Raw genomic sequence first — 25,948 nt, 5'->3', positions numbered from 1 at the left:
TGGGAACGGGTTCATGGGCGTGCCGGGCCCGGAACGGCGCCGGGCGCGACCCGTCGCCCGGAGGAGCCGTCATGCGCGTAGCCCTCTTCGTGACCTGCCTCAACGACACGCTCTTTCCACGGACGGGCCGGGCCGTCGTCACCCTGCTCGAGCGCCTGGGCGTCGAGGTGGACTTCCCCGCCGCCCAGAGCTGCTGCGGCCAGCCGCAGTTCAACACCGGCTACCGCCACGAGACCGAGCCGCTGGTCCTCCGCTACGCCGCCGCCTTCCGCGACCACGACTACGTCGTCACCCCGTCCGGTTCGTGCGCGGCGATGGTGCGCGACAACTACCCGCGGATCGCCGCGCGTGCGGCCGCGGAAGGCCGGGGCGACGCGCTCGCCGAGGCCGCCGCCGTCGCGGTGCCCCGGACGTACGAGCTGACGGAGTTCCTGGTGGACGTGTTGAAGGTGACGGACGTCGGGGCGTCCTACCCGCACACCGTCACGTACCACCCCACCTGCCACGGGCTGCGCGTTCTCGGTCTTGGCGACCGGCCGCGCCGGCTGCTGGAACGGGTGAAGGGGCTCGACCTGCGCGAGCTGCCGGGGGCGGAGGAGTGCTGCGGCTTCGGCGGCACGTTCGCCGTCAAGAACGCGGCGGTGTCGGCCGCGATGGGCGCCGACAAGGCTCGCGCCGTCACGGAGACCGGAGCCGGGACCGTGTGCGCGGCGGACAACTCCTGCCTGATGCACATCGGCGGCACGCTGACCCGGCTCGGCTCACCGGTCCGCCCGGTCCACATCGCCGAGATCCTGGCGAGCACGGAAGGGGACCCGCGATGAGCGGCACCTACCTGGGCATGCCCTCCTTCCCGCAGGCCGCCGCCCGTTCCACGCAGGACGGGACGCTGCGCGGCAATCTGCGCCACGCCACGCACACCATCCGCGACAAGCGCGCCGGGGCGGTCGGCGAACTGGAGGACTGGGCGCGGCTGCGGGCCGCGGGAGCCGCGATCAAGAACCGTACGCTGCGCCATCTCGACCACTACCTGGAGCAGGCCGAAGCCGCGGTGACGGCCGCCGGCGGTCAGGTGCACTGGGCGGCGGACGCGGACGAGGCCAACCGGATCGTCACGGATCTCGTACGCGCCACGGGCGAGACCGAGGTCGTGAAGGTCAAGTCGATGGCCACCCAGGAGACCGGGCTCAACGACGCCCTGGCGCACGCGGGGATCACGGCCTGCGAGACCGATCTGGCCGAGCTCATCGTGCAGTTGGGCGACGACCTGCCCTCCCACATCCTCGTCCCGGCGATCCACCGCAACCGCTCGGAGATCCGCGACATCTTCCGGGAGCGGATGGGCGCGTGGGGCCGTCCCGCGCCCGACGGTCTCACCGACGAGCCCGCGGCGCTGGCCGAGGCCGCCCGGCTGCATCTGCGGGAGAAGTTCCTCCGCGCCAAGGTCGGTGTCTCCGGGGCGAACTTCGTCGTGGCCGAGACCGGGACCCTGGTCGTGGTGGAGTCCGAGGGCAACGGCCGGATGTGCCTGACCCTCCCCGAGACGCTCATCTCGGTCGTCGGCATCGAGAAGCTCGTGCCGACCTGGCGCGACCTGGAGGTCTTCCTCCAGCTGCTGCCCCGCTCCTCCACGGCGGAGCGCATGAACCCGTACACCTCGATGTGGACCGGGACGCGGGAGGACGACGGACCGCACACCTTCCACCTCGTCCTGCTCGACAACGGCCGCACCGACACCCTGGCCGACACGGTGGGGCGTCAGGCGCTGCGCTGCATCCGCTGCTCGGCGTGCCTCAATGTGTGCCCGGTGTACGAGCGGGCGGGCGGGCACGCGTACGGCTCTCCGTACCCTGGCCCGATCGGCGCGATCCTCACCCCCCAACTCCGCGGGATGGCAGGCCCGTTGGAGCAGTCCCTGCCGTACGCCTCGTCGCTGTGCGGCGCCTGCTACGAGGTGTGCCCGGTCGCCATCGACATCCCCGAGGTGCTGGTGCACCTGCGGGAACGGGTCGTCGAGGGCGGCGAGGTGACCCGGCAGGGCACTCGGGTGACGATCAGGCCGGCGAAGGGCCACGCGGCCGAGCGGGCGGCGATGCGTGCGGCGCGCTGGACGCTGGACCACCCGGCGGTACTGCGCGCGGGACAGCGCCTGGCGTCCCGTACGCGGCGGCTGCATCCGAGGCGGCTGCCGGGCCCGGGACGCGCCTGGACGCGCACGCGCGACCTGCCCGAGGTGCCGTCCGAGCCCTTCCGCGACTGGTGGGACCGCACGCGCGGTGAGGCACGGCAACAGGGCGGCGACGGGAGCGGGAAACGGGACGGCGGCGGGGAGCGGACGCGCGGCGAGGGAGGGGACGGCCGGTGAGCAGCAGGGAACGCGTCCTGGGGCGGGTGCGCCGCGCCCTGGCAGACGTGCCGCGCGAGGAACGGCCCGAGGACGTCCCGGTCGCGCGGGACTATCTGCGGGTGCACGGCGAACGGACGCCCGCACAGACGGCGGACCTGCTCGCCGGGAACCTCACCGACTACCGCGCCGTGGTGCACCGCGCCACCGCCGGCGAACTGCCCCTGCTCATCGCCCGCCTGCTGGCGGAGCGCGGCGCCGGCTCCGTCCTCGTACCGCCGGGGCTGCCGCCGGAGTGGACGGACGCCGCGGGCCCGGCCCGGATCCCGGACCGGCAGGCGAGCACCCCGCATCAACTCGACGCGGTCGACAGCGTCGTCACGGGGTGCGCGGTGGCCGTCGCCGAGACGGGCACGATCGTCCTCGACGGGGGACCGGGCCAAGGGCGGCGCCGGATCACCCTGGTGCCCGACCATCACATCTGCGTCGTACGGGTCCCCGGGCAGGTGGTGGACTCGGTGCCGGAAGCGCTGGAACGGCTGGATCCGGCACGCCCGTTGACCTGGATCAGCGGCCCGTCGGCGACGAGCGACATCGAACTCGACCGGGTGGAGGGCGTCCACGGCCCGCGCGCTCTCGAGGTCGTCCTGCTGGAGGACTGAGACCGGGCCCGGATGGCCTGGCCCGGATGGGCGGGCACGATCGCCGGAGCCGGACGGGCAGGCCTGAGGCGCGGGGCCGGGTCGGGCCGGATTGTCGGACCCTGCTGCCAGACTGCGCCCATGATGGATCACGTGGCGATTCAGGTCGGGGACGTACCGGCGGCAGCGGCCTTCTACGACACGGTGCTGACCCCGCTCGGGGGCCGGCGGCTGATGGATTTCGGAGCGGTGATCGGGTACGGCACGGACCGGCCCGACTTCTGGCTCGGACCGGTGGCGACGGGCGGCGAGGCACGCGAGGCGCACCTCGCGTTCGCGGCCCCCGACCGCGCGGCCGTGCGCGCCTTCCATGAGGCGGCGACGGGGGCGGGCGCGGAGAGCTTGCACGAACCGCGGGTGTTCCCGGAGTACCACGAGCACTACTTCGGCGCCTTCGTCCGTGACCCGGACGGGAACAACGTGGAGGCGGTCTGCCACCGGCCGGAGTGAGACGGCGCGGGAATCGTGGCCCCTCGGGAGGCGGGGAGGCCCGTCGGCGGGGAGACCCGCGGCGGACGGCCCTCTCCCGTCCACCGCGGGCCGCGCAACGGGTACGGCTCCCTCTCGCTCCCCCGCGTCAGCCGATGTTCACGTCGATGCACGCGTAGAAGGCATTGGCCGTGTCCGCGATGTTCCAGACCGCGAGCACCTTCTGCTTGCCGCTCAGTCCGCCGAAGTCGACCTGGTGGGTGACCGTTTCGCCTGGCTGCGCACCCCCGTCGTCGAATTCGGCGATCTTCGAGCCGCCGACGAAGTACTGCCAGGTGCTCGTGGAGTGACGTGCCGTCAGCTTCCAGCTGAAGCCGGTCGTGCGGCCGACGGGCGTGACCGTCCAGCCCTTGCTGTCGTCGTCGAGCTCGGCGAACGGCTCGTTGCCGCCACTGCAGCTCGTCAGGCCCTTCGGGCCCTCCACGCTCTGCGGTTCGTACGTGATGGGACCGCACGGAAGGGTCCCGGCGGCGCACTGGGCCTGGCGGCTGGGCGGCGACGAGACGTAGCCGTGGGCCTGGGCGCTGCCGGCCGGGAGGCTCAGCGCGAGAAGCGGGGCGACTCCCGCGCCGATCACGACGGCCAGCTTTCTTTTCTTGTGCATGTCAACTCCTTCTCGGCCGGGAGTCGCCGCCAGGGAAGGACGGAGGGGCGCCGGCCGATAGTGGGGGGACGTCGCGACGGAGCGGTCCGCCGCCGGGCCGGTGGGTACGGCTGCCCGCGCGGCGCGCGGCAACTGCCAACGGGGCGGCCCGAGTTCACGCCCTGAGTATTGGTCTGGACTTTACCGCTCACCGGATCGCGGTCAAGAGTGCTGTCGTACATCGCCGCACTCGCACCGGCGTGCATCGCCGCACTCGTACCCGCCGGACCCCCTCCACGCCGCTGGACCTCCGCCCCCGACGGGCCATCGGCGCCCGCCAACCTCCAGGGCGCGCAGAAACCTTCCTGCCTCAGACTGGTCCCCATGGAGCTCCAGATCACCGCGACCTCGCCCGAGCATCCGGCGGCCCTGCTCGACCTGCCCTGGAGCATCCCGCTGGAGGAGTGGCCGGACGAGTGCCTCGTCGCACTGCCCCGCGGCATCTCCCGCCACATCGTCCGGTTCGCCCGCGCCGGGGACGAGGTCGTCGCGGTGAAGGAGGTCGGCGAGTGGGCCGCCACCCGCGAGTACGGACTGCTGCGCGACCTCGACCGCCTCGCCGTCCCCGCCGTCGACGCCGTCGCCGTGGTGACAGGACGCACGGACGAGCACGGCGACCCCCTCGAACCCGCCCTGGTGACCCGCCACCTCAAGGGCTCCCTGCCGTACCGCTCGATGTTCGAGACGACGATGCGACCGAGCACCATCAAGCGGCTCCTCGACGCCCTCGCCGTCCTGCTCGTACGCCTGCACCTGATCGGCTTCGCCTGGGGCGACTGCTCCCTCTCCAACACCCTCTTCCGCCGCGACGCCGGCGCGTACGCCGCCTACCTCGTGGACGCGGAGACAGGGCAGATCCAGCCCCGCCTCACCGACGGGCAGCGGGAGTACGACGTCGAGGTGGCGCGGGTGAACATCGCCGGCGAGCTGATGGACCTCGAAGCGGGCGGATCACTGCACCCGTCCGTCGACCCCGTGCTCTTCGGCCAGGCCATCGCCGAGCGCTACGGCGAGCTGTGGCACGAACTGACCCGCCAGTCGGTCTACCCGCTCACCAAGCGCCACTACATCGACCGCCGCATCCGGCGCCTCAACGACCTCGGCTTCGACGTGGCGGAGATGCAGATCCAGCGCTCCCCGGACGGCGACGCCGTCACCTTCCTCCCCAAGGTCGTCGACGCCGGGCACCACCAGCGCCAGCTCCTGCGGCTCACCGGCATGGACGCGGAGGAGAACCAGGCGCGCAGCCTGCTCAACGACCTGGAGACCTGGATGGTCTCGCAGGAGGACTACGCCCCCGGCGACCCTCTCGGCGCCCGCCCCGAGGTCCTGGCCCACCGCTGGGTCCGCGACGTCTTCCGCCCGGCCGTGCGCGCCGTCCCGCAGGAGCTGCGCGGCGCGGCAGACGTGGCGCAGATCTACCACGAACTGCTCGAGCACCGCTGGCAGTTGTCCGAGCAGGCGCAGCGCGACGTCGGCATGGAGGCCGCGGTGGAGGACTACGTGCGGACGGTCCTCCCGCCCCGCCCGCCCGCGTGAACACGCCGCGCCACGAGGGCCGTTGAGCAGAGCAGCTACGGGTTACGGGTTACGGGTTACGGTTCAGCGTCGTACGGCGAACACCGCGCCCGCGTCGTTGCCCACATAGACGGCCGAATCCGCCACGGCCGGGGAGGACTTGACGTCGGCGCCGGTCGCGTACCGCCACCTGCGGGCGCCCGTCCCCGCGTCCAGGGCGTACAGGCTTCCGTCCTTCGCCCCCACGTAGACGATCCCGCCCGCGACCACGGGCGAGGAGTAGACGACGTTGCCGACGGTGAACGTCCACCGCGGCGAGCCGGACCGGGCGTCCAGCGCGTACACGCGGCCGTCGTCGCTGCCCACGTAGACCATGCCGCCCGAGACGGCCGGGGACGAACCCACCCCGCCGTCGGTGGCGAACGACCAGCGCCGCTCGCCGTTGTCGCAATCCACGGCGTACAGCGTGCCGTCGTAGGAGCCCGCGTACACGATGCGGTCCGCGATCGCGGGTGACGACTTCACCTCGCCACCGGTCCCGAATCTCCAGCGCTGCGCGCCCGTTCGGGCCTCCACGGCGTACAGGCTGCCGTCCCTGCTGCCCACGTAGACCGCGCCCCAGGCGACGACCGGGGAGGAGCGGATCCAGCCGTCGGCGCGGAACGCCCACCGCCGTGCGTGGGTCCGTGCGTCCACGGCGTACAGATGGTGGTCGTCGCTGCCGACGTACACGACACCGCCCGCGACCGTGGGAGAGGAGTTGACCTCGTCGCCGGTGGGAACTCCCAGCGTTTGGCACCGGTCGCGGCGTCCAGGGCGTAGAGGTTGTAGTCGGCGCTGCCGACGTAGACCACTCCCCCGGCCACGGCCGGTCCCGAGTAGACGCCGTTCCCCGCGGTGAACTGCCAGCGCTGCGCGCCGGTCCGGGCATCCAGGGCGTACAAACTCCGGTCCTTGCTGCCCGCGAAGACCGTGCCGCCCGTCGCGGTCAGCGCCCCGGTCACCGGGCCCCCGGTCGCGAACTCCCAGCGCCTGCGCGACGTCCGCCGTCCGCGGGAGGAGGGGGAACCCGACGGGTGGTCCTCGCGGAACAGGAACAGGCCGCCGCCGCCGAGGGCCGTCGCGGCCCCCGCCCCCGCGAGCACCGTGAGCACGCGGCGTCTGCCCGGACCGGTAGTGGTCCGGGCGGTCGGGCGCGCCGCCCCGTTCCCGGGCGCCGAGCCCTGCCCCGCAAGCACCGGCCCGTGCCCCGTCGGCACCGTGCTGACGCCCGTACGCCCGGGACGCGCCGCGTCCTCAGCCGTACGATCCGTGAGCCCCGAGCCCTCAACCGTACGATCCGTACGCCCCGAGCCCTCAACCGCACGATCCGTACGCGCCACGTCCTCAGCTGTACGCCCCGTACGCGCCGCGTCCTCAGGCGCACGATCCATGACCTCGTCCGTCGTCCCCACCCGGTCGACGGCGCGGGCCAGCGGCGCGGGGAGCCACTGGCTGCCCCTGAGGCCCAGTGTCACCGTGTCCGTGCCCCCGGCCGCCGCGCGGCCCGTCGCCGGCGCGAGCCTCCCCGCCAGTTCATCCAGCAGATCGGGGACCGCGGGCCGCGCCGCCGGGTCCTTGGCCAGACAGCGCGCCACGAGCGGCCGCAACCCCGGCGGTACGGCGTCGAGACCGGGCTCCTCGTACACGACGCGATAGCCGAGCGCGTGCAACGACCCTGAGCCGAAAGGCCCTTGGCCGGTCGCGGCGAAGGCCAGCACCGCGCCGAGCGCGAAGACGTCCGAGAGGGGGCCCGCCCGACCGCCGGTCACCTGCTCGGGCGCCATGTAGCCGGGCGTACCCAGGACGACGCCGCTGCGCGTGAGCGCACTGGACTCCGCCGCGACGGCGATGCCGAAGTCGATCACCTTCGGGCCGTCGGACGCCAGCAGGACATTCGACGGCTTGAGGTCACGATGCACCAGACCCGCCGCGTGGATCGCCTGCACCGCCTCGGCCAGCCCCGCACCGAGCGCGAGCAACGACGGTTCCGGGAGAACGCCGTGGCGCGCGACCGCGTCCGTCAGGGAGACGCCCGGCACGTGGACCGTGGCCAGCCACGGAGGCTCTCCGTACGGGTCGGCCCCGACGACCGCGGCCGTGAACGCTCCGCTCACCGCACCCGCCGCCTCCGCCTCGCGCGCGAATCGGGTCCGGAACTGCGGATCCGCCGCCAGGTCCGGCCTGATGACCTTCACGGCGACGGCACGGCCGCCCGGGGAGCGCCCCAGGTACACGCGGCCCATGCCGCCGGAGCCGAGCCGCGCCACGATGTCGTACGGCCCCACCCGGCGTGGATCGCCGCTCTCCAGCACCCCGCTCATCGCAAGCTCCCCCCGCCCCTGGTGCGCGACCCCCCACGGACGCGTACTGAGCCTCATCATGGCGGCAATCCCGACCCCGGCACAGCGGCGGTTCGCAACCGTGGCGAAGCCGTGGCCGGGGCCGCCGCGGCAGGCCCCGTCCCGTGCCACGCCGGGCACGGGGCTCTGGGCCAGGGCCGGGCTCCGCGCCGAGTGGCGGGGGCGGCCGGACTCCGGGAGTGTGGGCCGTAGGCGGGGGTGTTCGCCGGCCCCGCGGCCGGACAGCGGCCCGGGGGCGTGATTCGTGTCAGCGGGAGGCAGCCCATGCCCGAGATCACCACTCCGTACGCGCCCGGGACTCCGTGCTGGATCGATCTCAGCGCTCCCGACCAGCAGGCCGCACTGGACTTCTACCGCGATCTGTTCGGCTGGCAGGGCGAGATCGGACCGCCCGAGTTCGGCGGCTACGCGAATTGCGAACTGCACGGCAAGTCGGTCGCCGGCATCATGTCCGCTCAGCCGATGGGCGACCAACCGCCGCCCCCGACGGCCTGGACGACCTACTTCGCGACCCCGGACGCCGACGCCACGGCGCGGGCGATCACGGAGAACGGCGGCACCGTGCTGTTCCCGCCGGACGACGTCGCCACCCTCGGCCGTATGGCGATCGCCGCCGACCCCGACGGTGCCGTCTTCGGCATCTGGCAGGCGAAGGACTTCCCCGGTGCCGGGATCGCCAACGAGCACGGGGCCTTGATCTGGAGCGAGTTGGCCACACGGGACCCCGCCCGCGCCCGCGCCTTCTACCCGGCGGCCCTGCGCATCGACATCGCCCCGATGGAGATCGAGGGTGTCGAGGGCATGGACGACTACTACGGGATCAACGCGGGCGGCCGTACGGTCGGCGGCATGTCCGTCCAGGGCGAGGACACCCCCAAGGAGGTCCCCGCACACTGGCTCACCTACTTCGCCGCCGACGACACCGACTCCACGGTGGACGCCCTGATCAAGGCCGGAGGCAATGTGATCCAGCCGCCGTTCGACATGCCGGCGGGGCGCATGTCTGTGGTCCAGGATCCGCAGGGCGCGGTCTTCGCCGTGATCACCCCGCGGCCCGTGTAGGAGAGCGGGCGGCCACCGCGCGGCCCGTGCAGGAGCGGACCGGGTACCGGCATCACCAATTCTCCGCGGCGGGCGATGAGTTCTGCACCGCCGAGGGAGCCTGCGGAGGGTGCGGGGTGGGCGGCGGCCGAAGCCACCGCGAGACGGTCAGGCGGCGGGCTGCCGGTTCTGGTTGTCGAGGTGGCAGCGGACGGTCAGGCGTCAGGGTCGACTTCGGGGTGCGTGAACCGCACGGGCTTGCCCAGCGACCGGGCGTAGGCGATCTCGGCTCGGGTGCTGTCTCCGATGTAGTCGCCGACCACGAGCACTTCATCAGCGAGCCGGATCTTCGCCCTGTGCAGATCGTCGAGTCGAACCTTCAGCGCCTCGGCCTCGACAGGATCGGACCAGAGTTGGTGCGGCGACTTCAGGTCACAGCCCGGTTTGACGACGATCCTTCCGGCTTTGGTCTCCCGCAGATCGGCCTCGTTCATCTCAGCCATGAAGCGGGTGGAGCCGCAGATCACGACGATACGCGGGAGGCTCAACAGCTTCTTCGCGGCGGCGAGCTTCCCCTCGGGGGTGAGCAGGTGCGGGTACGACACTGGTTCCTCCTGGTGGTGCGGTCCAAGGGGTGCTGGACGAACCCCGGCCCGACGCGCCCGGCCACAACCGGCCGGCTCACCTCGTACGACTCGCACCCGGCGACGGCTCAGGCGCGGGCCGCGTCGAAGGTCTCGCGCGCCTGGAGCACGTCCGCCAGGTGCTGCTCGGTCCACCGGGCCAGCGCCCACACCTGACGAGCCGCCTCCTCGCCGAGCGGCGTGAGGGAGTAGTCGACGCGGGGCGGGATGACGGGATGCGCGTCGCGGTGCACGAAACCGTCGCGCTCCAGATTCTGCAGCGTCTGGGCGAGCATCTTCTCGCTGACGCCGCCCACCGTCCGGCGCAGCTCGCTGAACCGGTGCGTGCCGGAGAGCAGGACGGCCAGCACGAGCACGCCCCAGCGGCTGGTGACGTGCTCGAGCACGCCGCGGGACGGGCACATCGCCGCGTTCACATCCGGCTTGGCGCGCAGCTTTGCCGTGACATCGATGGGTTCCTCGCCCCTTACGTCCATGCCCGTACCTTACTTCAAAGTGGGTACTAACGAGAAGTTAGCAACTCTCCTAGGGTAAGGCCGAGTCCGATATCAGAAGGAGAACTCAGACCATGATCGTCGTCACCGGAGCCACCGGAAAGCTCGGCCGCCATGTCATCGACGGCCTGCTCGAGAAGGTCCCCGGCTCCGAAATCGCCGCCGTAGTCCGGGACAAGGAAAAGGCCGCCGAACTCGCGGCACGCGGCGTCGAGCTGCGCATCGCCGACTACAACCGGCCGGAAACCTTGAAGGGAGTCTTCCGGTCCGGCGACAAGGTGCTGCTGATCTCCGGCAGCGAGGTGGGGCGCCGAGTACCGCAGCACCAGGCCGTCGTGGACGAGGCGGCGGAGGCCGGCGTCGCCCTGCTCGTCTACACCAGCATTCTCGGCGGGCCCGAGGCCGACTTCGAACTCGCCGCCGAGCATCGCGTGACCGAGCAGACGATTCTCGGCTCCGGCCTGCCCTACGTTCTGCTGCGCAACGGCTGGTACCACGAGAACTACACCGAACGCCTCGCTGCCGTACTGGAGCACGGCGCCGTCGTCGCCGGTGCGGGCGGGGGCCGCGTGGCCTCCGCGTCGCGCGCCGACTACGCCGCCGCGGCCGTCGCCGTCCTGACGGGCGACGGACATCAGGCCAGGGCCTACGAGTTGAGCGGCGACACGGCATGGAGCTTCGCCGAGTACGCCGCCGAGGTCGGCAGGCAGTCCGGAAAGGAGATCGCGTACCGCGACGTCCCCGCCGCCACCCACCGCGAGATCCTGACCGGCGCAGGCCTACCCGGACCGCTCGCCGACCTCTATGTCGACGTGGACAGGGCGATCGAGCGGGGGCTGCTGGCCCGTACCACGGGTGACCTGTCCCGGCTCATCGGCCGTCCCACCACACCGGTCTCCGAGGCGATCACAGCCGCACTGCGAAGCTGACGATCCATCAACTCATGCGGGTTCGTGGTACGGGCAGCCGCACCAGCCCGCGACCAGGCGCACTGCCGCCCCACGCACGCTCAAGGCCCCTGACCGGCCGACGTCACTCCACGGTCGGAGTCGTTCTCCCGAACTCCACGGTCGGAGCCGTTCTCCTGAGCGGAAGTCCCACGCGATGGAGTGCACGCGGAACGGCGCCCGGCTTCGCTCCTGGGCCCGTCGGGCGGACCCGGATCGCAACCGGGGTGGGAGTCGCGCTAACGGGAGGCCTGGCTCCGCCTGCTCTCCGAGGTGCGCGGGATTCAGCCGCCGCGGAGGCGGGGCCGGGCAGCGCCGCACCCGGGCGGGCTCGCCCGTGTTCCGCCCGTCCCGAATCAGCAGCAGCCGCCAGGACGAGACCATGGGCTGTCGGCGCAGCAGAGCCCGCCGTTCGCGTTCGGTCCGGGGCAGGACTTGCGGCCTGTGCTGCGCGAGGAGCGGTGGGCGTGCCCACGCTCGTCATCGACGGCGGCGACAGCCCGCCGTGGCTGCGCGAGGCGTCGCGGGCGATCGCCGCCGCGACCCCCGGGCGGGCGGCACCGCACGTCGGAGGGCCGGACGCACGACGTGTCGCCCGAGGCGCCGGCCCGGTGCTGCGGGACTACTTCGCCTGAGGCGACAGCATTAGCTCACATGTTCTAATCCCAGGCGTAGACTGCACGCATGGCTGTTCACCTTCAGGGCTCTCTCTTCGACGAGACCGACGAGGTCGGCCTGCGCGCGCTGGCGCCCGTCCGCCGTACCGAGCTGGGCCTGGGCGCCTGGATCGACGTCCTGCCCGGCTGGCTGACCGGGGCCGACGAGTTGTTCGAGGCACTCGTGGGCTCCGTGCCCTGGCACGCCGAGCGGCGCCGGATGTACGAGCGCGTGGTCGACGTCCCCCGGCTGCTGGCGTTCTACGGGGCTGACGACCCGCTCCCCCACCCGGTGCTCACCCGGGCCCGTACCGCACTGAGCAAGCACTACGCGGAGGAGCTGGGCGAGCCGTTCACCACCGCCGGCCTGTGCTACTACCGCGACGGGCACGACAGCGTCGCCTGGCACGGCGACAGGATCGGGCGCGGCGACACGGAGGACACGATGGTCGCCATCGTGTCCGTCGGCGAGCCGCGCTCCCTGCTCCTGCGGCCACGGGAGGGCGGCGGCGCGGCCGTGCGGCGCTCGCTGGGGCACGGCGATCTGATCGTCATGGGCGGCTCGTGCCAGCGGACGTGGGAGCACGCGATTCCCAAGACGAACAAGGCCGTCGGCCCCAGGATCAGCATCCAGTACCGGCCGCACGACGTCGCCTGAGCGCGGACGTACCCCTGCGACAGCGGGCCGGGAGGGCCCGGTCACGGACGCAGATACGCCAGACCCGGATGCTCCTCCGCGTACGCGTCCAGCAGCCGCCCGGCCACCCGTACCGAGTCGACCAGCGGATGCAGCGCGAACGCCTTGAGCGCGGCGGCCCGCGAGCCGCTGTCCGCCGCGGCCATGACCTCGCGCTCGACCGCCTTGACCTGGCAGACCAGCCCGGCGGCGTGGCCGGGCAGCGGCGAGACCGGCAGCGGGTGGGCGCCGCCCGCGTCCACCAGGCACGGCACCTCCACGACGGCGTCGGCGTCGGGCACGGGGAGCGTGGAGCCGTTGCGGACGTTGAGGATGAGCGTGGCCCGCTCGTTCCGGGCGATGGCACGCATCAGGGCGAGCGCCACGTGCTCGTACCCTCCGGACTCCAGGTCGTCGGCGGCGCGTTCCCCGGCGCCCGCGGTCTCGCGGTTCTCCGCCATGTAGGTGGCTTCGCGCTCCGCCCGCGTGCGCTCCCACGCCTCCAGCGCGGGCCCGTCGCCGGACTCCGTCCGCGCGTAGAAGCCGCGCTGCTGGTCGCGGAGGAAGGCGCCGCGGGTCTGCCGCGCCTCCCGTGCGGCGCGCACGGCCTCGCGGCCGAAGTAGTAGTAATGCAGGTACTCGTTGGGGATCGCGCCCAGCGCGCGCAGCCAGTCCGCGCCGAACAGCTTGCCCTCCTCGAACGAGGTGAGGGCGTCCGAGTCGGCCAGCAGGCGCGGCAGTTGGTCGCGTCCGCGGACGCGCAGACCGCGCAGCCATCCGAGGTGGTTGAGCCCGGCGTAGTCCATCCACGCCTCGGCCGGATCGGCTCCGAGGGCTCGGGCGACCCGGCGGCCGAGGCCGACGGGTGAGTCGCAGATGCCGATGACGCGGTCCCCGAGGTGACGGGACATCGCCTCCGTCACCATCCCGGCCGGATTGGTGAAGTTGATGACCCAGGCGTCCGGCGCGAGCGCGGCGACCCGCCGGGCGATCTCCACGGCGACGGGGACGGTCCGCAGGCCGTACGCGATGCCGCCCGCGCCCACCGTCTCCTGCCCGAGCACGCCCTCCTCCAGGGCGATGCGCTCGTCGGCGGCGCGCCCCTCCAGGCCGCCGACACGGATCGCGGAGAAGACGAAGTCGGCTCCCCTCAGGGCCGCGTCGAGGTCGGTGGTGACGGTGATGCGGGGAGCGTCGGCGATGCCATCGGCCTGCTCCGCGAGGACGCGCCCGATGGCCGAGAGCCGCCCGGCGTCCAGGTCGTGGAGCGTCACCTGCGTGACCCGGCCCTCGGCCCGGTCGCCCAGCAGGGCCCGGTGGACGAGCGGCACACGGAATCCGCCGCCGCCCAGAATCGTCAGCCTCACGCCCTGGCCACCTGCTTCCACGCCCGCCTCGGGGATCCGGCGGCACCGGCCGCGGGACGCGCCGAGGGATCGGTCATCCGTGGACCGACGGTATCCCGCCCGCCCCGGCCCCGTGCGCGTACGGGCGGCACGGGCGCCGACCGGCGGACGGCAGGTGGGACCGGATCCTCGGCGCTGCCCCTCCGGGGCGGTTGCCACCACGTTCGGCGAACGCGCCAACGTCTCCCGCGGCAAGCGTCACCGTGACAGCGATCCGGCTCCGAATCCGCACAGCCATCGTGGCACCATCAATGGCACCACGTGACACCATCAGGCGCATCAAGATCCCCGCGGCACACCGTTGGCACAAACCCGACAGCGACACGTTTCCGCAGGTCCGCCCCACCCGCCAGGCACCTGCCGGAAGCGACGCACACGACGGGCTTGCACATGGCGCCACAGTGGTGCCATCATGGCGCCATGGACCTCACGCCGTACGTCGACAACCTCCGCCGCGAACTCGCGGTGGCCGCCGAAGCCGGCGGAGACGAAGCCCGCGAGCTGGCCGAGCGGCTGACCGCTCCCCTGGAGTCGGCGACCCGCTTGACGATGCTCCACGTGCTCTCCGCCGCCATGGACGAGATCACCCGTGAACTCGCCCCGGGGTCGGTCGACGTACGGCTGCGCGGGCTCGACCCCGACTTCGTGGTGACGCGGCCGGCGGGCGACGAGGCCTACGAGGACGAGAGCGGGCCCACCGAGCCGCTCAGGGCCCCGGCACCCGCCGACGGCGACGACGGCGGCACCGCCCGCGTCAATCTGCGCCTGCCCGCCCACCTCAAGGCGCGCGCCGAGGAGGCCGCGGGCCGCGAGGGCCTGTCGGTCAACGCATGGCTGGTACGAGCCGTGTCGGCCGCGGTCGACGGCGGCACCCCGTCACGTACGACGGAGCAGACCCGCACCACCCGCACCACCCGCACGGTCGGACAGAGTTTCACCGGCTGGGTGCGCTAGCCGCCCCCGCCCCCGCCCGCGCCCACTTCACCCACACCACGTCCCACCAGCAGGGACGCCACGAAGACCCAAGAGGACGGGACAGCCATGCCTTCTTTCGACACTCCCGCAACGATCTCGGCCACCGCCCACGTGGAAGCCGGTTCCATCCGGTTCGTCGCCGCCGACCGGCTCGACACGCTCGTCGAGGTGCAGCCGCGCGACCCGAAGAAGGACCAGGACGTACGGGCGGCAGAGCGGACCGAAGTCGCGTACGCGGGCGGCCTGTTGACCATCAGGACGCCCAAGCAGCGCTCTCTCGTCGGGCGCACGGGCACCGTCGACGTGACGGTCGAACTGCCCACGGGCTCGCGGGTGGAGATGACCGGCGCCTGGGCGCAGGTGTACGGCGAGGGTCGGCTCGGCGAGGTCCGTGTGAAGACCTCGTCGGGCGACGTACGCCTCGAGACCACCGGGCCGCTGCACCTGACCGCCTCCCACGGAACCATCACCGTGGATCGCGTCGAGGGTGCTGCCGAGATCACGACCAGCTCCGGCAGCCTGCGCGTCGGCGCCGTCGACGGCACCGCCGTGCTGAAGAACTCGCACGGCACCACGACCGTCGGCGACGCCCTGGGCGATCTGCGGGTGAGTGGCGCCAACGGCGACATCTCCGTCAAGCGCGCCGAAGGCTCGGTCGCCGCAACCACCGCCCATGGCACCCTGCGCATCGCCGATGTAGCCCGGGGCACCGTGCAGCTGGAGACCGCCTACGGCGCCATCGAGGTCGGCATCCGCGAGGGCGCGGCCGCCTGGCTCGACGTCAGCTCGGGCGCCGGCCAGGTGCACAACGCACTCACCGCGTCCGAGAGCCCGGAGAAGACCGAGGACACGGTCGAGGTCAGGGCCCGTACCCGCTACGGCAACATCGACATCCGCCGCGCCCGGGCCTGACCCGCCCGAACTCCTCGCCTACCAGAGTCACTTCACCGCTCACCACGCCTCCGAAGGGGAGGGCCCCATGCGCTCATCTGTCATGCCCACGCCCAGACACGGGGACGGCCCGCAGCCGCCCGCCGCCGTCTCCGCCGCCGATCTGCGCAAGTCGTACGGCGACAAGACCGTCCTCGACGGCATCGATCTGCGGATCCCGTCCGGCACCGTGTTCGCGCTGCTGGGGCCGAACGGCGCCGGCAAGACCACCACGGTGCAGATCCTGTCCACACTCATCTCCGCCGACGGCGGACAGGCCCAGGTCGCCGGCCACGACGTCGCCACGGCGCCGGACGCCGTGCGCGCCGCGATCGGCGTCACCGGGCAGTTCGCCGCGCTCGACGACCTGCTCACCGCCGAGGAGAACCTGCTCCTCATGGCCGACCTGCTCCGCCTCGGCAAACGGGAAGGACACAACCGGACCAGGGAGTTGCTGGAACGGTTCACGATCGCGGACGTCGCGCACAAGCGCGCCGCGTTCTTCTCCGGTGGGATGCGGCGCCGGCTCGACCTCGCCATGACACTGGTCGGCGACCCGCAGGTGATCTTTCTCGACGAGCCGACGACCGGGCTGGACCCGCGCAGCCGCCGCACCATGTGGGAGATCGTGCGTTCGCTGGTCGCCGGCGGCACCACCGTCTTCCTCACCACGCAATACCTGGAGGAGGCCGACCAGTTGGCGGACCGGATCGCGGTGCTCGACGGCGGACGGATCGTCGCCGAAGGCACCGCCGACGAGCTCAAGGCGCAGATCCCCGGCAGCCACGTACGCCTGCGGTTCACCGACCCCGACGCGTACGAGCGTGCGGCCGCCGCCTTCCCCGGCGCGGCCCGGGACGACGAGGAGCTCGCCCTGCGCATCGCGGGCGACGGCGGGCTCGACGCGCTGCGCGCCCTGCTCGACCGGCTCGACGCCACGGGCATCCGCGCCGCCGACCTCTCCGTGCACACCCCCGACCTCGACGACGTGTTCCTCGCCCTGACCGGCGACGGCAGCACCGACACGGCGCTCCACCTGAAGGAGACCCTGCGATGAGCACCCTCACCTACGCCGTGCACGACTCGACGACCATGCTGCGGCGCAACCTGAAGCACGCGATCCGCTATCCGGCCGTGGGGTTCGGCACCGCCATGACGCCGATCCTGATGCTGCTGTTGTTCGTGTACGCCTTCGGCGACTCGATCGGCGCCGCCATGGGCGGCGGCCGGGACGCGTATCTGAACTATCTGACGCCCGGCATCATCATCATGGGGGTGGCCGCGGGCTCGATGTCGACCTCGATCGCGGTCTGCACGGACATGACCGAGGGCATCATCAACCGCTTCCGCACCATGAACATCACGCGTGCGTCGTTCATGACGGGGCATGTCATCGGCAGCGTCATCCAGACGATGCTGAGCACCGTACTGGTCATCGGCGTCGCGCTCGCCGTCGGCTTCCGGTCCGGGGCGACCCCGCTGGAGTGGCTGGCCGCGACCGGCCTCCTCATGGCCATCGCCATCGCGGTGACCTGGCTGTCCGCTGCCCTCGGCCTGATCTCCAAGACCGTCGAGTCGGCAAGCAACAAGCCGTTGCTCGTCCAGTTCCTGCCGTTCCTCGGCTCGGCGTTCGTGCCGGCGGAGTCGATGTCGCCGGGCCTGCGCTGGTTCGCCGAGCACCAGCCGTTCACACCGATGACCGAGACACTGCGAGGCCTGCTCTCGGGCTCGGAGATCGGCAGCAACGGCTGGATCTCGCTCGCCTGGTGCGCCGGGATCGCCCTGGTCGGCTACGTCTGGTCGCGGTCGCTCTTCAACAGCAGCACCACGCGCTGAGCGCCGGGGCGCACAGAGGCGGGGTGCTCACTCACCGGCAGGGAGTGGGCGCCCCGCACGTGCCTGTCCGCCCGTCAGGCCGGTCCACGGACACGGACCCGCTACGACTCCGACTCGGGCTCCGGCTGGGGCGCGGCCTCCTCCGTCTGTTCCGCTTCGCCGAACCGCGCCAGGGCCAGCGCCCCCGCGATCGAGAGCACGAACCCGGCGACGGCGAGCGGGGCGAGACCGTGCCGCGTGCTGTCGCCGAGCCAGGCGACCCCGAACACCGCGGGCCAGATCGTCTCCCCGATCACCATGGCCGCCGTGGCGGAGGTGACCGAGCCCGACTGGAGCGCGTCGATGAGGAACATGAAGCCGGTGATCCCGGAGATGACCACCGCGTACGTCGTCGGTTCGGAGAGCAGCCCGGGGAGGCCGAAGCCCGGCAGCATGCGCACGCTGATCGCGACCAGGCCGAAGCTGAGCCCCGCGATCATCCCGAGGACGGGCGCCCGGCGGTGCGTCAGGACGCGTCCGGTGACGAAGCCGACGACCGCGAGCCCGCAGGACGCGAGGAGCGTGGCGAGGCGCAGCAGTTCGTCCCCGTCGCCTTCGCCCTCGCGGCCCGCGGAGAGGGCGAGGACGAGAAGGCCCGCGCAGACGGCGACCACGGCCGTCCACTCGATCCGGCGGAGTCGGATGTGCAGCACGAAGGCCGCCACGACGGCGGTGACGGCGAGGGCGGAGGCGAGCGCGGCCTCGACCACGAAGATCGGGAGCGTGCGCAGCGCGAGCAGTTCGGCCGCGAACCCCAGCATGTCGAGGCCGACCCCGGCGATGAACGGCCAGCGGCGGAGGGCCAGCAGAAAGGTGCCGACGCCCTGTGTCTCCGGGGACTCCTCGGCGGCCATGCGCGCGCCCATGGCCTGCATGACGGTCGCGGTGCCCGTGGTGACGGCGGCGGCGAGTGCGAAGACGATGCCCAGTCCCATAGACGGACCGTAGCCGCGGGTGGTGGGCTGATCGCGGATTGAGGGGCCCGGCCCGGTTGCGCTCGTCCGCGCTGACGGACGGCCCGTACCCGTACCGCGGGGACGCCCCCGCGGATCGCCCGCTCACACCCCGCGTACGTCGTCCCCTCACGCCCCGCGTACGTCGTCCCCTCACGCCCCGTGTACGTCGTCCCCCTCACGCGCGCAGGCCGCACGCGCGCCCGTTTTCCGTACGAGCACCTCGCACTCGTACGTCGGACCTACGTCAGACCAGCGCCTCGTCCACGAAGCACCAGCGCCAGTCCTCGCCCGGTTCGATCGAGGCGACGATGGGGTGACCGGCTTCGTCCGCGTGGCTGCGCGCGTGGCGGTTGGGCGAGGAGTCGCAGCAGCCCACCCGGCCGCAGGTGAGGCACAGGCGCAGATGGACCCACGTCGTACCGAGCCGCAAGCACTCCTCGCACCCTTCGGGCGTGCGCGGTTCGACCGGCCGGATCATCGACAGGTGAGGGTCGGGCGCGGCGCCGTTCATCGGCACCGCCGCCCGCCGCCGGGCTTCGGCAGACCGTCGATCAGCAGGGAGACACCCATGCCGAGCATCCAGGCGTCCTTGGCCAGCGGCAGGCCCTGCTCCGTCCAGCGGAGGCTGCCCTCCCGGCGCATGCCGGGCGTCTTCAGATACAGGCCCAGCGTGCCGACGGAGAACGCGGTCAGGGCGGCACCCGCCACGGCGGCCGGGACGACGGGCAGCAGCAGCGCCGCGCCGATCGTGACCTCGGCCTTGGAGAGCAGCCCGAGGAACGACCGTGCGTCCAGCTTGCCGAGGAACGGGTAGGTGCCCGCCGCGAAGCCCTGGAGCTGCTGGGCTGTCTCCTCGTCCGCGGACGACTTCGAGAGCCCGGAGTTGAGCAGGAACGCTCCGGCACTCAGGCGGAGCGGGAGCTGTCTCGCCAGGGACGACCCGTTCATGGACATCACCTCCCGTTCCCACCCACGCTAGCGGGGTGGGGCAGGTGCCGCACGAGGGACGTCGATCATGCGGTGACCTGCGAGAACACAACGGCCGACGGACGGGAATAGGAGCGCCCTCAGGGCCGTTGCACGCATTAGTTGAATGCGCAACTACAGAGGACGGGTGAGCATGATGCAGTTCGGGATCTTCACCGTCGGTGATGTCACCCCCGATCCCACCACCGGCAGGACCCCCACCGAGCACGAGCGGATCCGGTCCATGGTCACCATCGCGCTCAAGGCGGAGGAGGTCGGCCTCGACGTCTTCGCCACGGGCGAGCACCACAACCCGCCCTTCGTGCCCTCCTCCCCCACCACGCTGCTCGGATGGATCGCCGCCCGGACCGAACGTCTGGTCCTGTCCACCTCGACGACCCTGATCACGACCAACGACCCGGTCAAGATCGCCGAGGACTACGCGATGCTCCAGCACCTCGCCGAGGGCCGCGTCGACGTGATGATGGGCCGCGGCAACACCGGCCCGGTGTATCCGTGGTTCGGCCAGGACATCCGCCAGGGCATTCCGCTGGCCATCGAGAACTACGCGCTGCTGCACCGGCTGTGGCGCGAGGACGTCGTGGACTGGGAGGGCCGGTTCCGGACGCCGCTGCAGGGGTTCACCTCGACACCGCGCCCGCTGGACGGCGTCCCGCCCTTCGTCTGGCACGGCTCCATCCGCAGCCCGGAGATCGCCGAACAGGCCGCGTACTACGGCGACGGGTTCTTCGCGAACAACATCTTCTGGCCCAAGGAGCACTTCCAGAACCTGATCCGCCTCTACCGCGAGCGGTATGCGAAGTACGGCCACGGCACGCCCGAGCAGGCCGTGGTCGGACTCGGCGGCCAGGTGTTCATGCGCAGGAACTCCCAGGACGCCGTACGGGAGTTCCGCCCGTACTTCGACAACGCTCCCGTCTACGGGCACGGGCCGTCGCTGGAGGAGTTCACGCGGGAGACGCCGCTGACCGTCGGCAGCCCGCAGGAGGTCATCGAGAAGACCCTGACCTTCCGCGAGTCCTTCGGCGACTACCAGCGGCAGTTGTTCCTGATGGACCACGCCGGGCTGCCGCTGAAGACCGTCCTGGAACAGCTCGACCTGCTCGGCGAAGAGGTCGTGCCGGTGCTCCGCAAGGAGTTCGCGGCGGGCAGGCCGCCCGAGGTGCCGGACGCACCCACGCACGCGGCGCGCGTCGCCCGGCGGGACGCCGAAAAGGCCTCCGGCGACCCGGCCGCCTGAGCGTCGGACCCGGGACCGCGCCGGCGCCCGCCCGGAGCCCGAAGGCCCAAACCCGAAGGCCCAAGCCCGAAGGCCCAAGCCCGAAGGCCGAAGGCCGTGACGACGGACCACGCGACGCCGCCGTATCCCCCTCACACCCCCCGACCCCCGCAGGAAACCGAGAGGAAGGACGCCATGCAGCAGACCGAGGACGTCAGGGAACCGCTGCGGCTCGTGGTCGTCTCGGCCGGCCTCAGCCGGCCCTCGTCCACCCGCCTGCTCGCGGACCGGCTGACCGAGGCGACGGCGAAGCACCTGGACGACACCGGCCGCACGGCGGACGTCAGGGTCGTCGAACTGCGCGATCTGGCAACGGAGATCGCCAACCACTTCGTGACCGGATTCGCCGGGGGCACGCTGCGCGAGGTGATCGACGCGGTGACGGAGGCGGACGGCGTCATCGCCGTCACGCCGATCTTCACCGCCTCCTACAGCGGTCTCTTCAAGTCCTTCTTCGACCTCGTCGACCCCGCCGCGCTCGAAGGGAAGCCGGTCCTGATCGCGGCGACGGGCGGGACGGCGCGCCACTCGCTTGCCCTCGAACACGCCCTGCGCCCGCTCTTCGTCCACCTGCGCGCCCTCGTCGTACCGACCGCGGTCTTCGCCGCGTCCGAGGACTGGGGTGCCGGGGACGCGCAGACCGAGGGGCTGCCCGCCCGCATCGACCGTGCGGCCGGTCAGCTGGCGGCGCTGCTGACGAACCTGCCGCGTACCGCCGAACCGGCTGTCGCCGTCAGCCCGTTCGAGCAGCAGCTCGCGTCGCTCGGACTCGACTGACGCCCTCCCGCCTCAGGGCGCTCTGCGGAGACCAGCGACCACTTCGTTTCCGGCCGGGTGCCAGGCGGAGGTGCTGACCTGGGTTCGCAGCGGCGGGCCTGTTCGGGCCCTCTCGGAGCGCCACAACGAGATCATGCACCGGCCGGAGGGCAATCCGGGCGGCCGCGTCGTCGCCGTGGAGGAGCCCAGGCCGTCCGGCCCCCGGCATCCGGGCGTTCTTCTCCCCGGTCGCCGGGGGCCGGGGGCCGGGGCCACGGGTCGGCGGCGCCGGGATCCCCCCGCCGCCGGGCACCGGAGCGGGCGCGGAAGGCGTGGACGGCACCCCCACCGGACACCCGCCGGACCTCCACCTGCCCCGACAACTTGACAACTGCCCGTTTTGGATCCTTTTCTGAAGTTGAGGGGCTATCTCCATAGCTGCAGGTCACGGCCCTTCACGGTAGGTGGACCGGCGCACGGGCGGCGTGCGCCGGCAAGGCCGTGTGGATGGGAGAGCTGACATGGCACGCTCGGTCGGTATCGACCTCGGTACGACGAACTCGGTGGTCAGCGTCCTGGAGGGCGGTGAGCCCACCGTCATCCCCAACACCGAGGGGGCACGTACGACCCCGTCCGTGGTCGCCTTCGCCAAGAACGGCGACGTGCTCGTCGGCGAAGTCGCCAAGCGCCAGGCCGTGACCAACGTCGACCGCACGGCGCGGTCGGTCAAGCGCCACGTCGGCGACCCGGACTGGCGGTTCCCGGAGACCGGGGACGTGGACGGCAAGCAGTACACGGCCCAGGAGATCTCGGCGCGGGTGCTGCAGAAGCTGAAGCGGGACGCGGAGGCGTACCTCGGCGAGGACGTCACCGACGCCGTCGTGACGGTGCCCGCGTACTTCAACGACGCACAGCGCACCGCCACCAAGGAGGCCGGCGAGATCGCGGGCCTGAACGTGCTGCGGATCATCAACGAGCCCACCTCGGCCGCGCTCGCCTACGGCCTGGACAAGGAGAACGACCAGACCGTTCTCGTCTTCGACCTGGGCGGCGGCACCTTCGACGTCTCACTGCTCGACATCGGCGAGGGCCTGGTCGAGGTGAAGGCCACCAACGGCGACACCCTCCTGGGTGGCGACGACTGGGACCAGCGGATCGTCGATCACCTGGTCAAGCAGTTCAAGAACGCGTACGGGGTGGACCTCTCCAAGGACAAGATGGCGGTGCAGCGGCTGCGCGAGGCTGCCGAGAAGGCCAAGATCGAGCTGTCCGCCGCCACCGAGACGACGATCAACCTGCCCTACATCACGGCGTCCGCCGAGGGCCCGCTGCACCTGGACGAGAAGCTCACCCGCGCCCAGTTCGAGCAGCTCACCGAGGATCTGCTGGAGCGCTGCAAGGGGCCGTTCCACCAGGCGATCAAGGACGCGAAGATCAAGGTCTCCGACATCGACCATGTGATCCTGGTGGGCGGCTCGACCCGGATGCCCGCCGTGACCGAGCTGGTCAAGGAGCTGACCGGCAAGGACCCGCACAAGGGCGTCAACCCGGACGAGGTCGTGGCCATCGGAGCCGCGCTCCAGGCCGGTGTCCTCAAGGGCGAGGTCAAGGACGTCCTCCTGCTGGACGTCACCCCGCTGTCCCTCGGCATCGAGACCAAGGGCGGCATCATGACCAAGCTCATCGAGCGCAACACCACGATCCCGACCAAGCGCGCCGAGACGTTCACGACGGCGGACGACAACCAGCCCTCGGTTTCGGTGCAGGTGTACCAGGGCGAGCGCGAGATCGCGGCGTACAACAAGAAGCTCGGGATGTTCGAGCTGACCGGCCTTCCGCCGTCACCGCGCGGCGTCCCGCAGATCGAGGTGACCTTCGACATCGACGCCAACGGCATCATGCATGTCTCCGCCAAGGACCTGGGCACCGGCAGGGAGCAGAAGATGACCGTCACCGGCGGCTCCGCGCTGCCGAAGGACGACATCGACCGCATGGTGCGGGAGGCCGAGCAGTACGCGGAGGAGGACCGCACCCGGCGCGAGGCTGCCGAGGCCAGGAACAACGGCGAGGGGCTCGTCTACTCGACGGAGAAGTTCCTCGCCGACAACCCGGAGCGGATCCCGGACGAGGTGAAGTCGGAGGTCGAGGCAGCGGTCGCCGAGGTGAAGCAGCAGCTCGAGGGCGACGACACCGCCGCGATCCGTACGGCGACCGAGAAGCTGGCCGCCGTCAGCCAGAAGATGGGCCAGGCGATCTACGCCGACACCCAGGGCCAGGCCACCGCCGCGGGCGGTGCCGGAGCTGCCGGCGCCGACGCGGGCGAGGCCGGGAGTGCCGAGGGCGAGAGCGGCAAGGCCGAGGACGAGGTCGTGGACGCCGAGATCGTCGACGAGGACAAGGGAGACACGGCATGAGCACAGCGTCCGGCTCCCGTTCCGGGCCGCGGCGACCGGCACCCGTATCCGTCCGCGGCGGGCAGCGTACGGACCCGGCGGGCCTGCCCGCGCGGACGCCGCGCGGACAGAATCCCGCGGGAACGGCCAGGCCGCGGCCGCCCGAGGCGCCGCCGGCCACGCCGTCCGACGAGTCCGCCGCTGCGCCCCGGGCGAAGGAGCTTCTGGATCAACTCACCGAACGTACGGCGGACTTGCAGCGCGTCAAGGCCGAGTACGACAACTACCGGAAGCAGGTGCGCCGGGACCGTCTCGCGGTCCGCGAGGTCGCGGTGGCCAATGTGCTGCGCGGACTCCTCCCCGTCCTCGACGCCCTCGCCCAGGCCCGCGCGCAAGGCGAGGTCACGGGCGGATTCGGCGCCGTTGCCGGTGAGTTGGAGTCCCGTCTGGCCGAACTCGGGCTGGAGGGCTTCGGGGAGCCGGGCGAGCCGTTCGACCCGACGCGGCACGAGGCGATCTCCCGCACGGTCCCGTCCGAACCGACGAGCGCGACCGGGGCAACCGGCATGACGTGCACGGAGATCGTCCGCCGCGGCTACCGCGTGGGCGGTCAGCTGCTGCGCCCCGCCGAGGTGGTCGTCGCCGACCCGCCGACGCCAGCACCGACCTGATCCCCGCTTCTCGTACGGTCGTTGGCGCTTCTCGTACCGTCGTTGGCGGCACCGGCACTCGAGCCCGCGCCGGCACCGCCCGTACCCGCACCGGGGCCCGTACGCACGCCTTGGCCCGCGCCCGTCCCGGTCCGGCGGGACGGGGCGAACACCCAGTCCAGGCGCGGCTCCACCAGCGGCCGGAAGACCGCGCGCACCGGCGGCGAGCTGAGGAACAGGGCGAGACCGACCCCGAGCACGGTGACCGTCAGCCGGCCCGTCGGCGAGTGCCAGAAGGCCCCGTCGTACCAGCCCTCCCAGGCCGCCGTGCGAATGGCCAGCCCGTGCAGCAGATACGCGTAGAGCGTCCCTGCCCCGAGCGCGGTGTACCAGGTCCGACGGCGCGGCACCCAGGCCAGGAAGGCGGCCACCAGCAGCAGTGAACAGAGCAGCAGCGCAAGGGACATGGCGGCCCCGACCGGCCACGGCACGGCCAGCTCGTCCCAGCTCTTGCTGCGGACGGCCCACTCTGAGGTCATCCGCCCCTTCGCCAGGTACGCGACGCCCGCCGCCGCCACCATCACCGGCACCGCGGCGATCCGCACCCACCGGGCGCGCAGCATCTCCCAGTGCTCGGGACGCATGAGCAGACCGACCACGAAGAACGGCAGGAACTGCAGGATCCGGTCCAGATTGAGGACGGCGCCGATCTCGTTCGCGGCACCGGTCAGGGCGATGGCCACCGACAGTCCCAGCGCGACCCACCAGCGCATCACCAGCCACAGGGGCGCGGTGAGCCGCCAGACGAAGAGGGCGACGAGGAACCAGGTGAGATACCAGGGCGTCAGCAGGCTGATGTCGTTGCCGCGGTCGTCCACGAGATTGCCGTAGAGCGTGTAGATCGTCTCGAAGACGGCGTACGGGATGGCGATCCCCGTCACCAGTCGTTTGACCTGGCCCGGCTTGGAAGCAAAGGTCCGCGAGAAGTAGCCGGAGAGCACGATGAACACCGGCATGTGGAAGCTGTAGATGAAGAGATACCCCGCCCAGACCGCCCGGCTGTCCTTGAGAGGCTGCCAGGCATGGCCCACGACGACCAGGACCATCGCCAGCAGCTTCGCATTGTCGAAGAACGGGTCGCGTCCGCTTCCCTGTTCCCGCGCCGCGCTGTCCGTCACACAACCGC

Annotated in this window: 25 protein-coding genes and 4 pseudogenes; 17 read left to right on the top strand and 12 right to left on the bottom strand. The window is 72.0% G+C overall.

The genetic code is table 11. The features are described 5' to 3' along the window. Positions 1-71 precede the first annotated feature (71 nt). The 4 genes from ABZ822_RS18325 to ABZ822_RS18310 all read left to right on the top strand — a co-directional run bounded on the left by ABZ822_RS18325 (position 72) and on the right by ABZ822_RS18310 (position 3,495). Positions 72-824 (top strand): (Fe-S)-binding protein, encoded by a 753-nt coding sequence (locus ABZ822_RS18325; RefSeq protein WP_360854487.1) that lies wholly within the window; start codon positions 72-74, stop codon positions 822-824. Beyond that, a complete protein-coding gene (locus tag ABZ822_RS18320; protein ID WP_360854484.1) occupies positions 821-2,365 on the top strand; it encodes a lactate utilization protein B in 1,545 nt (514 codons plus the stop codon). Before ABZ822_RS18325 ends, ABZ822_RS18320 begins: the two co-directional genes overlap by 4 nt. Beyond that, on the top strand, positions 2,362-3,006 hold the full coding sequence (locus tag ABZ822_RS18315; RefSeq protein ID WP_360854481.1) for an LUD domain-containing protein: 645 nt from the start codon (positions 2,362-2,364) through the stop codon (positions 3,004-3,006). Before ABZ822_RS18320 ends, ABZ822_RS18315 begins: the two co-directional genes overlap by 4 nt. Before the next feature lie 123 nt (positions 3,007-3,129). Further along, positions 3,130-3,495, top strand: coding sequence for a VOC family protein (locus ABZ822_RS18310; protein WP_360855071.1), 366 nt, complete (start codon positions 3,130-3,132; stop codon positions 3,493-3,495). 127 nt (positions 3,496-3,622) lie between these two features. On the opposite strand, the gene ABZ822_RS18305 is transcribed toward ABZ822_RS18310, so the two are convergent. Then, the gene (locus tag ABZ822_RS18305; protein ID WP_360854478.1) at positions 3,623-4,138 is read right to left on the bottom strand and encodes a lytic polysaccharide monooxygenase auxiliary activity family 9 protein; all 516 of its coding nucleotides are present in this window, start codon (positions 4,136-4,138) and stop codon (positions 3,623-3,625) included. A gap of 363 nt (positions 4,139-4,501) precedes the next feature. Here ABZ822_RS18305 and ABZ822_RS18300 point away from each other — a divergent pair, with 363 nt between their 5' ends. Beyond that, entirely contained in the window at positions 4,502-5,716 is a 1,215-nt protein-coding gene (locus tag ABZ822_RS18300) for a DUF4032 domain-containing protein (RefSeq protein WP_360854475.1), read from the top strand. A gap of 63 nt (positions 5,717-5,779) precedes the next feature. Here the strand turns inward: ABZ822_RS18300 and ABZ822_RS18295 are convergent. The 3 pseudogenes from ABZ822_RS18295 to ABZ822_RS18285 form a co-directional block, all read right to left on the bottom strand. Continuing rightward, positions 5,780-6,178: pseudogene (locus tag ABZ822_RS18295) on the bottom strand (PQQ-binding-like beta-propeller repeat protein); the annotation flags it as partial. Further along, positions 6,179-6,484 (bottom strand): annotated as a pseudogene (locus ABZ822_RS18290) (PQQ-binding-like beta-propeller repeat protein); the annotation flags it as partial. Then, positions 6,448-8,058, bottom strand: a pseudogene (locus ABZ822_RS18285) (serine/threonine-protein kinase); the annotation flags it as partial. The pseudogenes ABZ822_RS18290 and ABZ822_RS18285, both read right to left, overlap by 37 nt. 303 nt (positions 8,059-8,361) lie before the next feature. Here ABZ822_RS18285 and ABZ822_RS18280 point away from each other — a divergent pair. Beyond that, the gene (locus ABZ822_RS18280; protein ID WP_360854472.1) at positions 8,362-9,159 is read left to right on the top strand and encodes a VOC family protein; all 798 of its coding nucleotides are present in this window, start codon (positions 8,362-8,364) and stop codon (positions 9,157-9,159) included. Positions 9,160-9,353: 194 nt separating this feature from the next. Here the strand turns inward: ABZ822_RS18280 and ABZ822_RS18275 are convergent, their stop codons facing one another. Together ABZ822_RS18275 and ABZ822_RS18270 are read right to left on the bottom strand one after the other, a co-directional pair. Then, positions 9,354-9,743, bottom strand: coding sequence for a hypothetical protein (locus ABZ822_RS18275; RefSeq protein ID WP_360854469.1), 390 nt, complete (start codon positions 9,741-9,743; stop codon positions 9,354-9,356). A 107-nt stretch (positions 9,744-9,850) separates the two neighbouring features. Next, positions 9,851-10,258, bottom strand: coding sequence for a helix-turn-helix domain-containing protein (locus ABZ822_RS18270; RefSeq protein ID WP_360854466.1), 408 nt, complete (start codon positions 10,256-10,258; stop codon positions 9,851-9,853). Positions 10,259-10,350: 92 nt separating this feature from the next. Here ABZ822_RS18270 and ABZ822_RS18265 point away from each other — a divergent pair, with 92 nt between their 5' ends. Then, positions 10,351-11,205: an NAD(P)H-binding protein gene (locus tag ABZ822_RS18265; protein WP_360854463.1), complete on the top strand. Its 855-nt coding sequence runs from the start codon at positions 10,351-10,353 to the stop codon at positions 11,203-11,205. A 346-nt stretch (positions 11,206-11,551) separates the two neighbouring features. On the opposite strand, the pseudogene ABZ822_RS18260 reads toward ABZ822_RS18265, so the two are convergent. Then, positions 11,552-11,646: pseudogene (locus ABZ822_RS18260) on the bottom strand (WhiB family transcriptional regulator); the annotation flags it as partial. A gap of 44 nt (positions 11,647-11,690) precedes the next feature. Between ABZ822_RS18260 and ABZ822_RS18255 the strand changes: the two are divergent. Next, the gene (locus ABZ822_RS18255) at positions 11,691-11,858 is read left to right on the top strand and encodes a hypothetical protein (RefSeq protein ID WP_360854460.1); all 168 of its coding nucleotides are present in this window, start codon (positions 11,691-11,693) and stop codon (positions 11,856-11,858) included. A 49-nt stretch (positions 11,859-11,907) separates the two neighbouring features. Next, a complete protein-coding gene (locus ABZ822_RS18250; protein ID WP_360854457.1) occupies positions 11,908-12,537 on the top strand; it encodes an alpha-ketoglutarate-dependent dioxygenase AlkB in 630 nt (209 codons plus the stop codon). 41 nt (positions 12,538-12,578) lie between these two features. On the opposite strand, the gene ABZ822_RS18245 is transcribed toward ABZ822_RS18250, so the two are convergent. Further along, positions 12,579-13,922 carry a 6-phospho-beta-glucosidase gene (locus ABZ822_RS18245; RefSeq protein ID WP_360854454.1) on the bottom strand — a complete coding sequence of 448 codons (1,344 nt, stop codon included), beginning with the start codon at positions 13,920-13,922 and terminating at the stop codon, positions 12,579-12,581. A 459-nt stretch (positions 13,923-14,381) separates the two neighbouring features. On the opposite strand from ABZ822_RS18245, the gene ABZ822_RS18240 reads away from it, so the two are divergent. From ABZ822_RS18240 to ABZ822_RS18225, 4 genes are all read left to right on the top strand, one after another. Further along, positions 14,382-14,915, top strand: a complete 534-nt coding sequence (locus tag ABZ822_RS18240) for a hypothetical protein (RefSeq protein ID WP_360854451.1) — start codon at positions 14,382-14,384, stop codon at positions 14,913-14,915. An 87-nt stretch (positions 14,916-15,002) separates the two neighbouring features. After that, positions 15,003-15,848: a DUF4097 family beta strand repeat-containing protein gene (locus ABZ822_RS18235; protein ID WP_360854448.1), complete on the top strand. Its 846-nt coding sequence runs from the start codon at positions 15,003-15,005 to the stop codon at positions 15,846-15,848. A gap of 82 nt (positions 15,849-15,930) precedes the next feature. Continuing rightward, positions 15,931-16,923 (top strand): ATP-binding cassette domain-containing protein, encoded by a 993-nt coding sequence (locus ABZ822_RS18230; protein ID WP_360854445.1) that lies wholly within the window; start codon positions 15,931-15,933, stop codon positions 16,921-16,923. Continuing rightward, complete coding sequence (locus ABZ822_RS18225; protein ID WP_360854442.1) at positions 16,920-17,702, top strand: ABC transporter permease; 783 nt, start codon at positions 16,920-16,922, stop codon at positions 17,700-17,702. Before ABZ822_RS18230 ends, ABZ822_RS18225 begins: the two co-directional genes overlap by 4 nt. Before the next feature lie 101 nt (positions 17,703-17,803). Here ABZ822_RS18225 and ABZ822_RS18220 read toward each other — a convergent pair whose 3' ends face one another. The 3 genes from ABZ822_RS18220 to ABZ822_RS18210 all read right to left on the bottom strand — a co-directional run bounded on the left by ABZ822_RS18220 (position 17,804) and on the right by ABZ822_RS18210 (position 19,645). Further along, positions 17,804-18,676 carry a hypothetical protein gene (locus tag ABZ822_RS18220; protein ID WP_360854440.1) on the bottom strand — a complete coding sequence of 291 codons (873 nt, stop codon included), beginning with the start codon at positions 18,674-18,676 and terminating at the stop codon, positions 17,804-17,806. A 265-nt stretch (positions 18,677-18,941) separates the two neighbouring features. Beyond that, positions 18,942-19,208, bottom strand: coding sequence for a UBP-type zinc finger domain-containing protein (locus ABZ822_RS18215; RefSeq protein ID WP_360854437.1), 267 nt, complete (start codon positions 19,206-19,208; stop codon positions 18,942-18,944). After that, positions 19,205-19,645, bottom strand: a complete 441-nt coding sequence (locus tag ABZ822_RS18210; protein ID WP_360854434.1) for a hypothetical protein — start codon at positions 19,643-19,645, stop codon at positions 19,205-19,207. Before ABZ822_RS18210 ends, ABZ822_RS18215 begins: the two co-directional genes overlap by 4 nt. A gap of 175 nt (positions 19,646-19,820) precedes the next feature. Here ABZ822_RS18210 and ABZ822_RS18205 point away from each other — a divergent pair, with 175 nt between their 5' ends. From ABZ822_RS18205 to grpE, 4 genes are all read left to right on the top strand, one after another. Next, a complete protein-coding gene (locus ABZ822_RS18205) occupies positions 19,821-20,924 on the top strand; it encodes an LLM class flavin-dependent oxidoreductase (RefSeq protein WP_360855068.1) in 1,104 nt (367 codons plus the stop codon). A gap of 174 nt (positions 20,925-21,098) precedes the next feature. Next, positions 21,099-21,740: an FMN reductase gene (locus ABZ822_RS18200; RefSeq protein ID WP_360854431.1), complete on the top strand. Its 642-nt coding sequence runs from the start codon at positions 21,099-21,101 to the stop codon at positions 21,738-21,740. A gap of 500 nt (positions 21,741-22,240) precedes the next feature. Continuing rightward, positions 22,241-24,133, top strand: a complete 1,893-nt coding sequence (gene dnaK / locus ABZ822_RS18195; RefSeq protein ID WP_360854428.1) for a molecular chaperone DnaK — start codon at positions 22,241-22,243, stop codon at positions 24,131-24,133. Beyond that, complete coding sequence (grpE, locus tag ABZ822_RS18190; protein WP_360854425.1) at positions 24,130-24,783, top strand: nucleotide exchange factor GrpE; 654 nt, start codon at positions 24,130-24,132, stop codon at positions 24,781-24,783. The genes dnaK and grpE overlap by 4 nt, the downstream gene beginning before the upstream one ends. Here the strand turns inward: grpE and ABZ822_RS18185 are convergent. Beyond that, a complete protein-coding gene (locus ABZ822_RS18185; RefSeq protein WP_360854422.1) occupies positions 24,723-25,940 on the bottom strand; it encodes an acyltransferase family protein in 1,218 nt (405 codons plus the stop codon). The two genes, grpE and ABZ822_RS18185, sit on opposite strands and share 61 nt — an antisense overlap. Positions 25,941-25,948: the final 8 nt, after the last annotated feature.

The sequence above is a fragment of the Streptomyces sp. NPDC047108 genome (genome assembly GCF_040643575.1).
Taxonomy (GTDB): Bacteria; Actinomycetota; Actinomycetes; order Streptomycetales; family Streptomycetaceae; genus Streptomyces.
The sequence above is the reverse complement of the archived record's forward strand: the minus strand, read 5'-3'. Positions and strand labels throughout refer to the sequence as shown.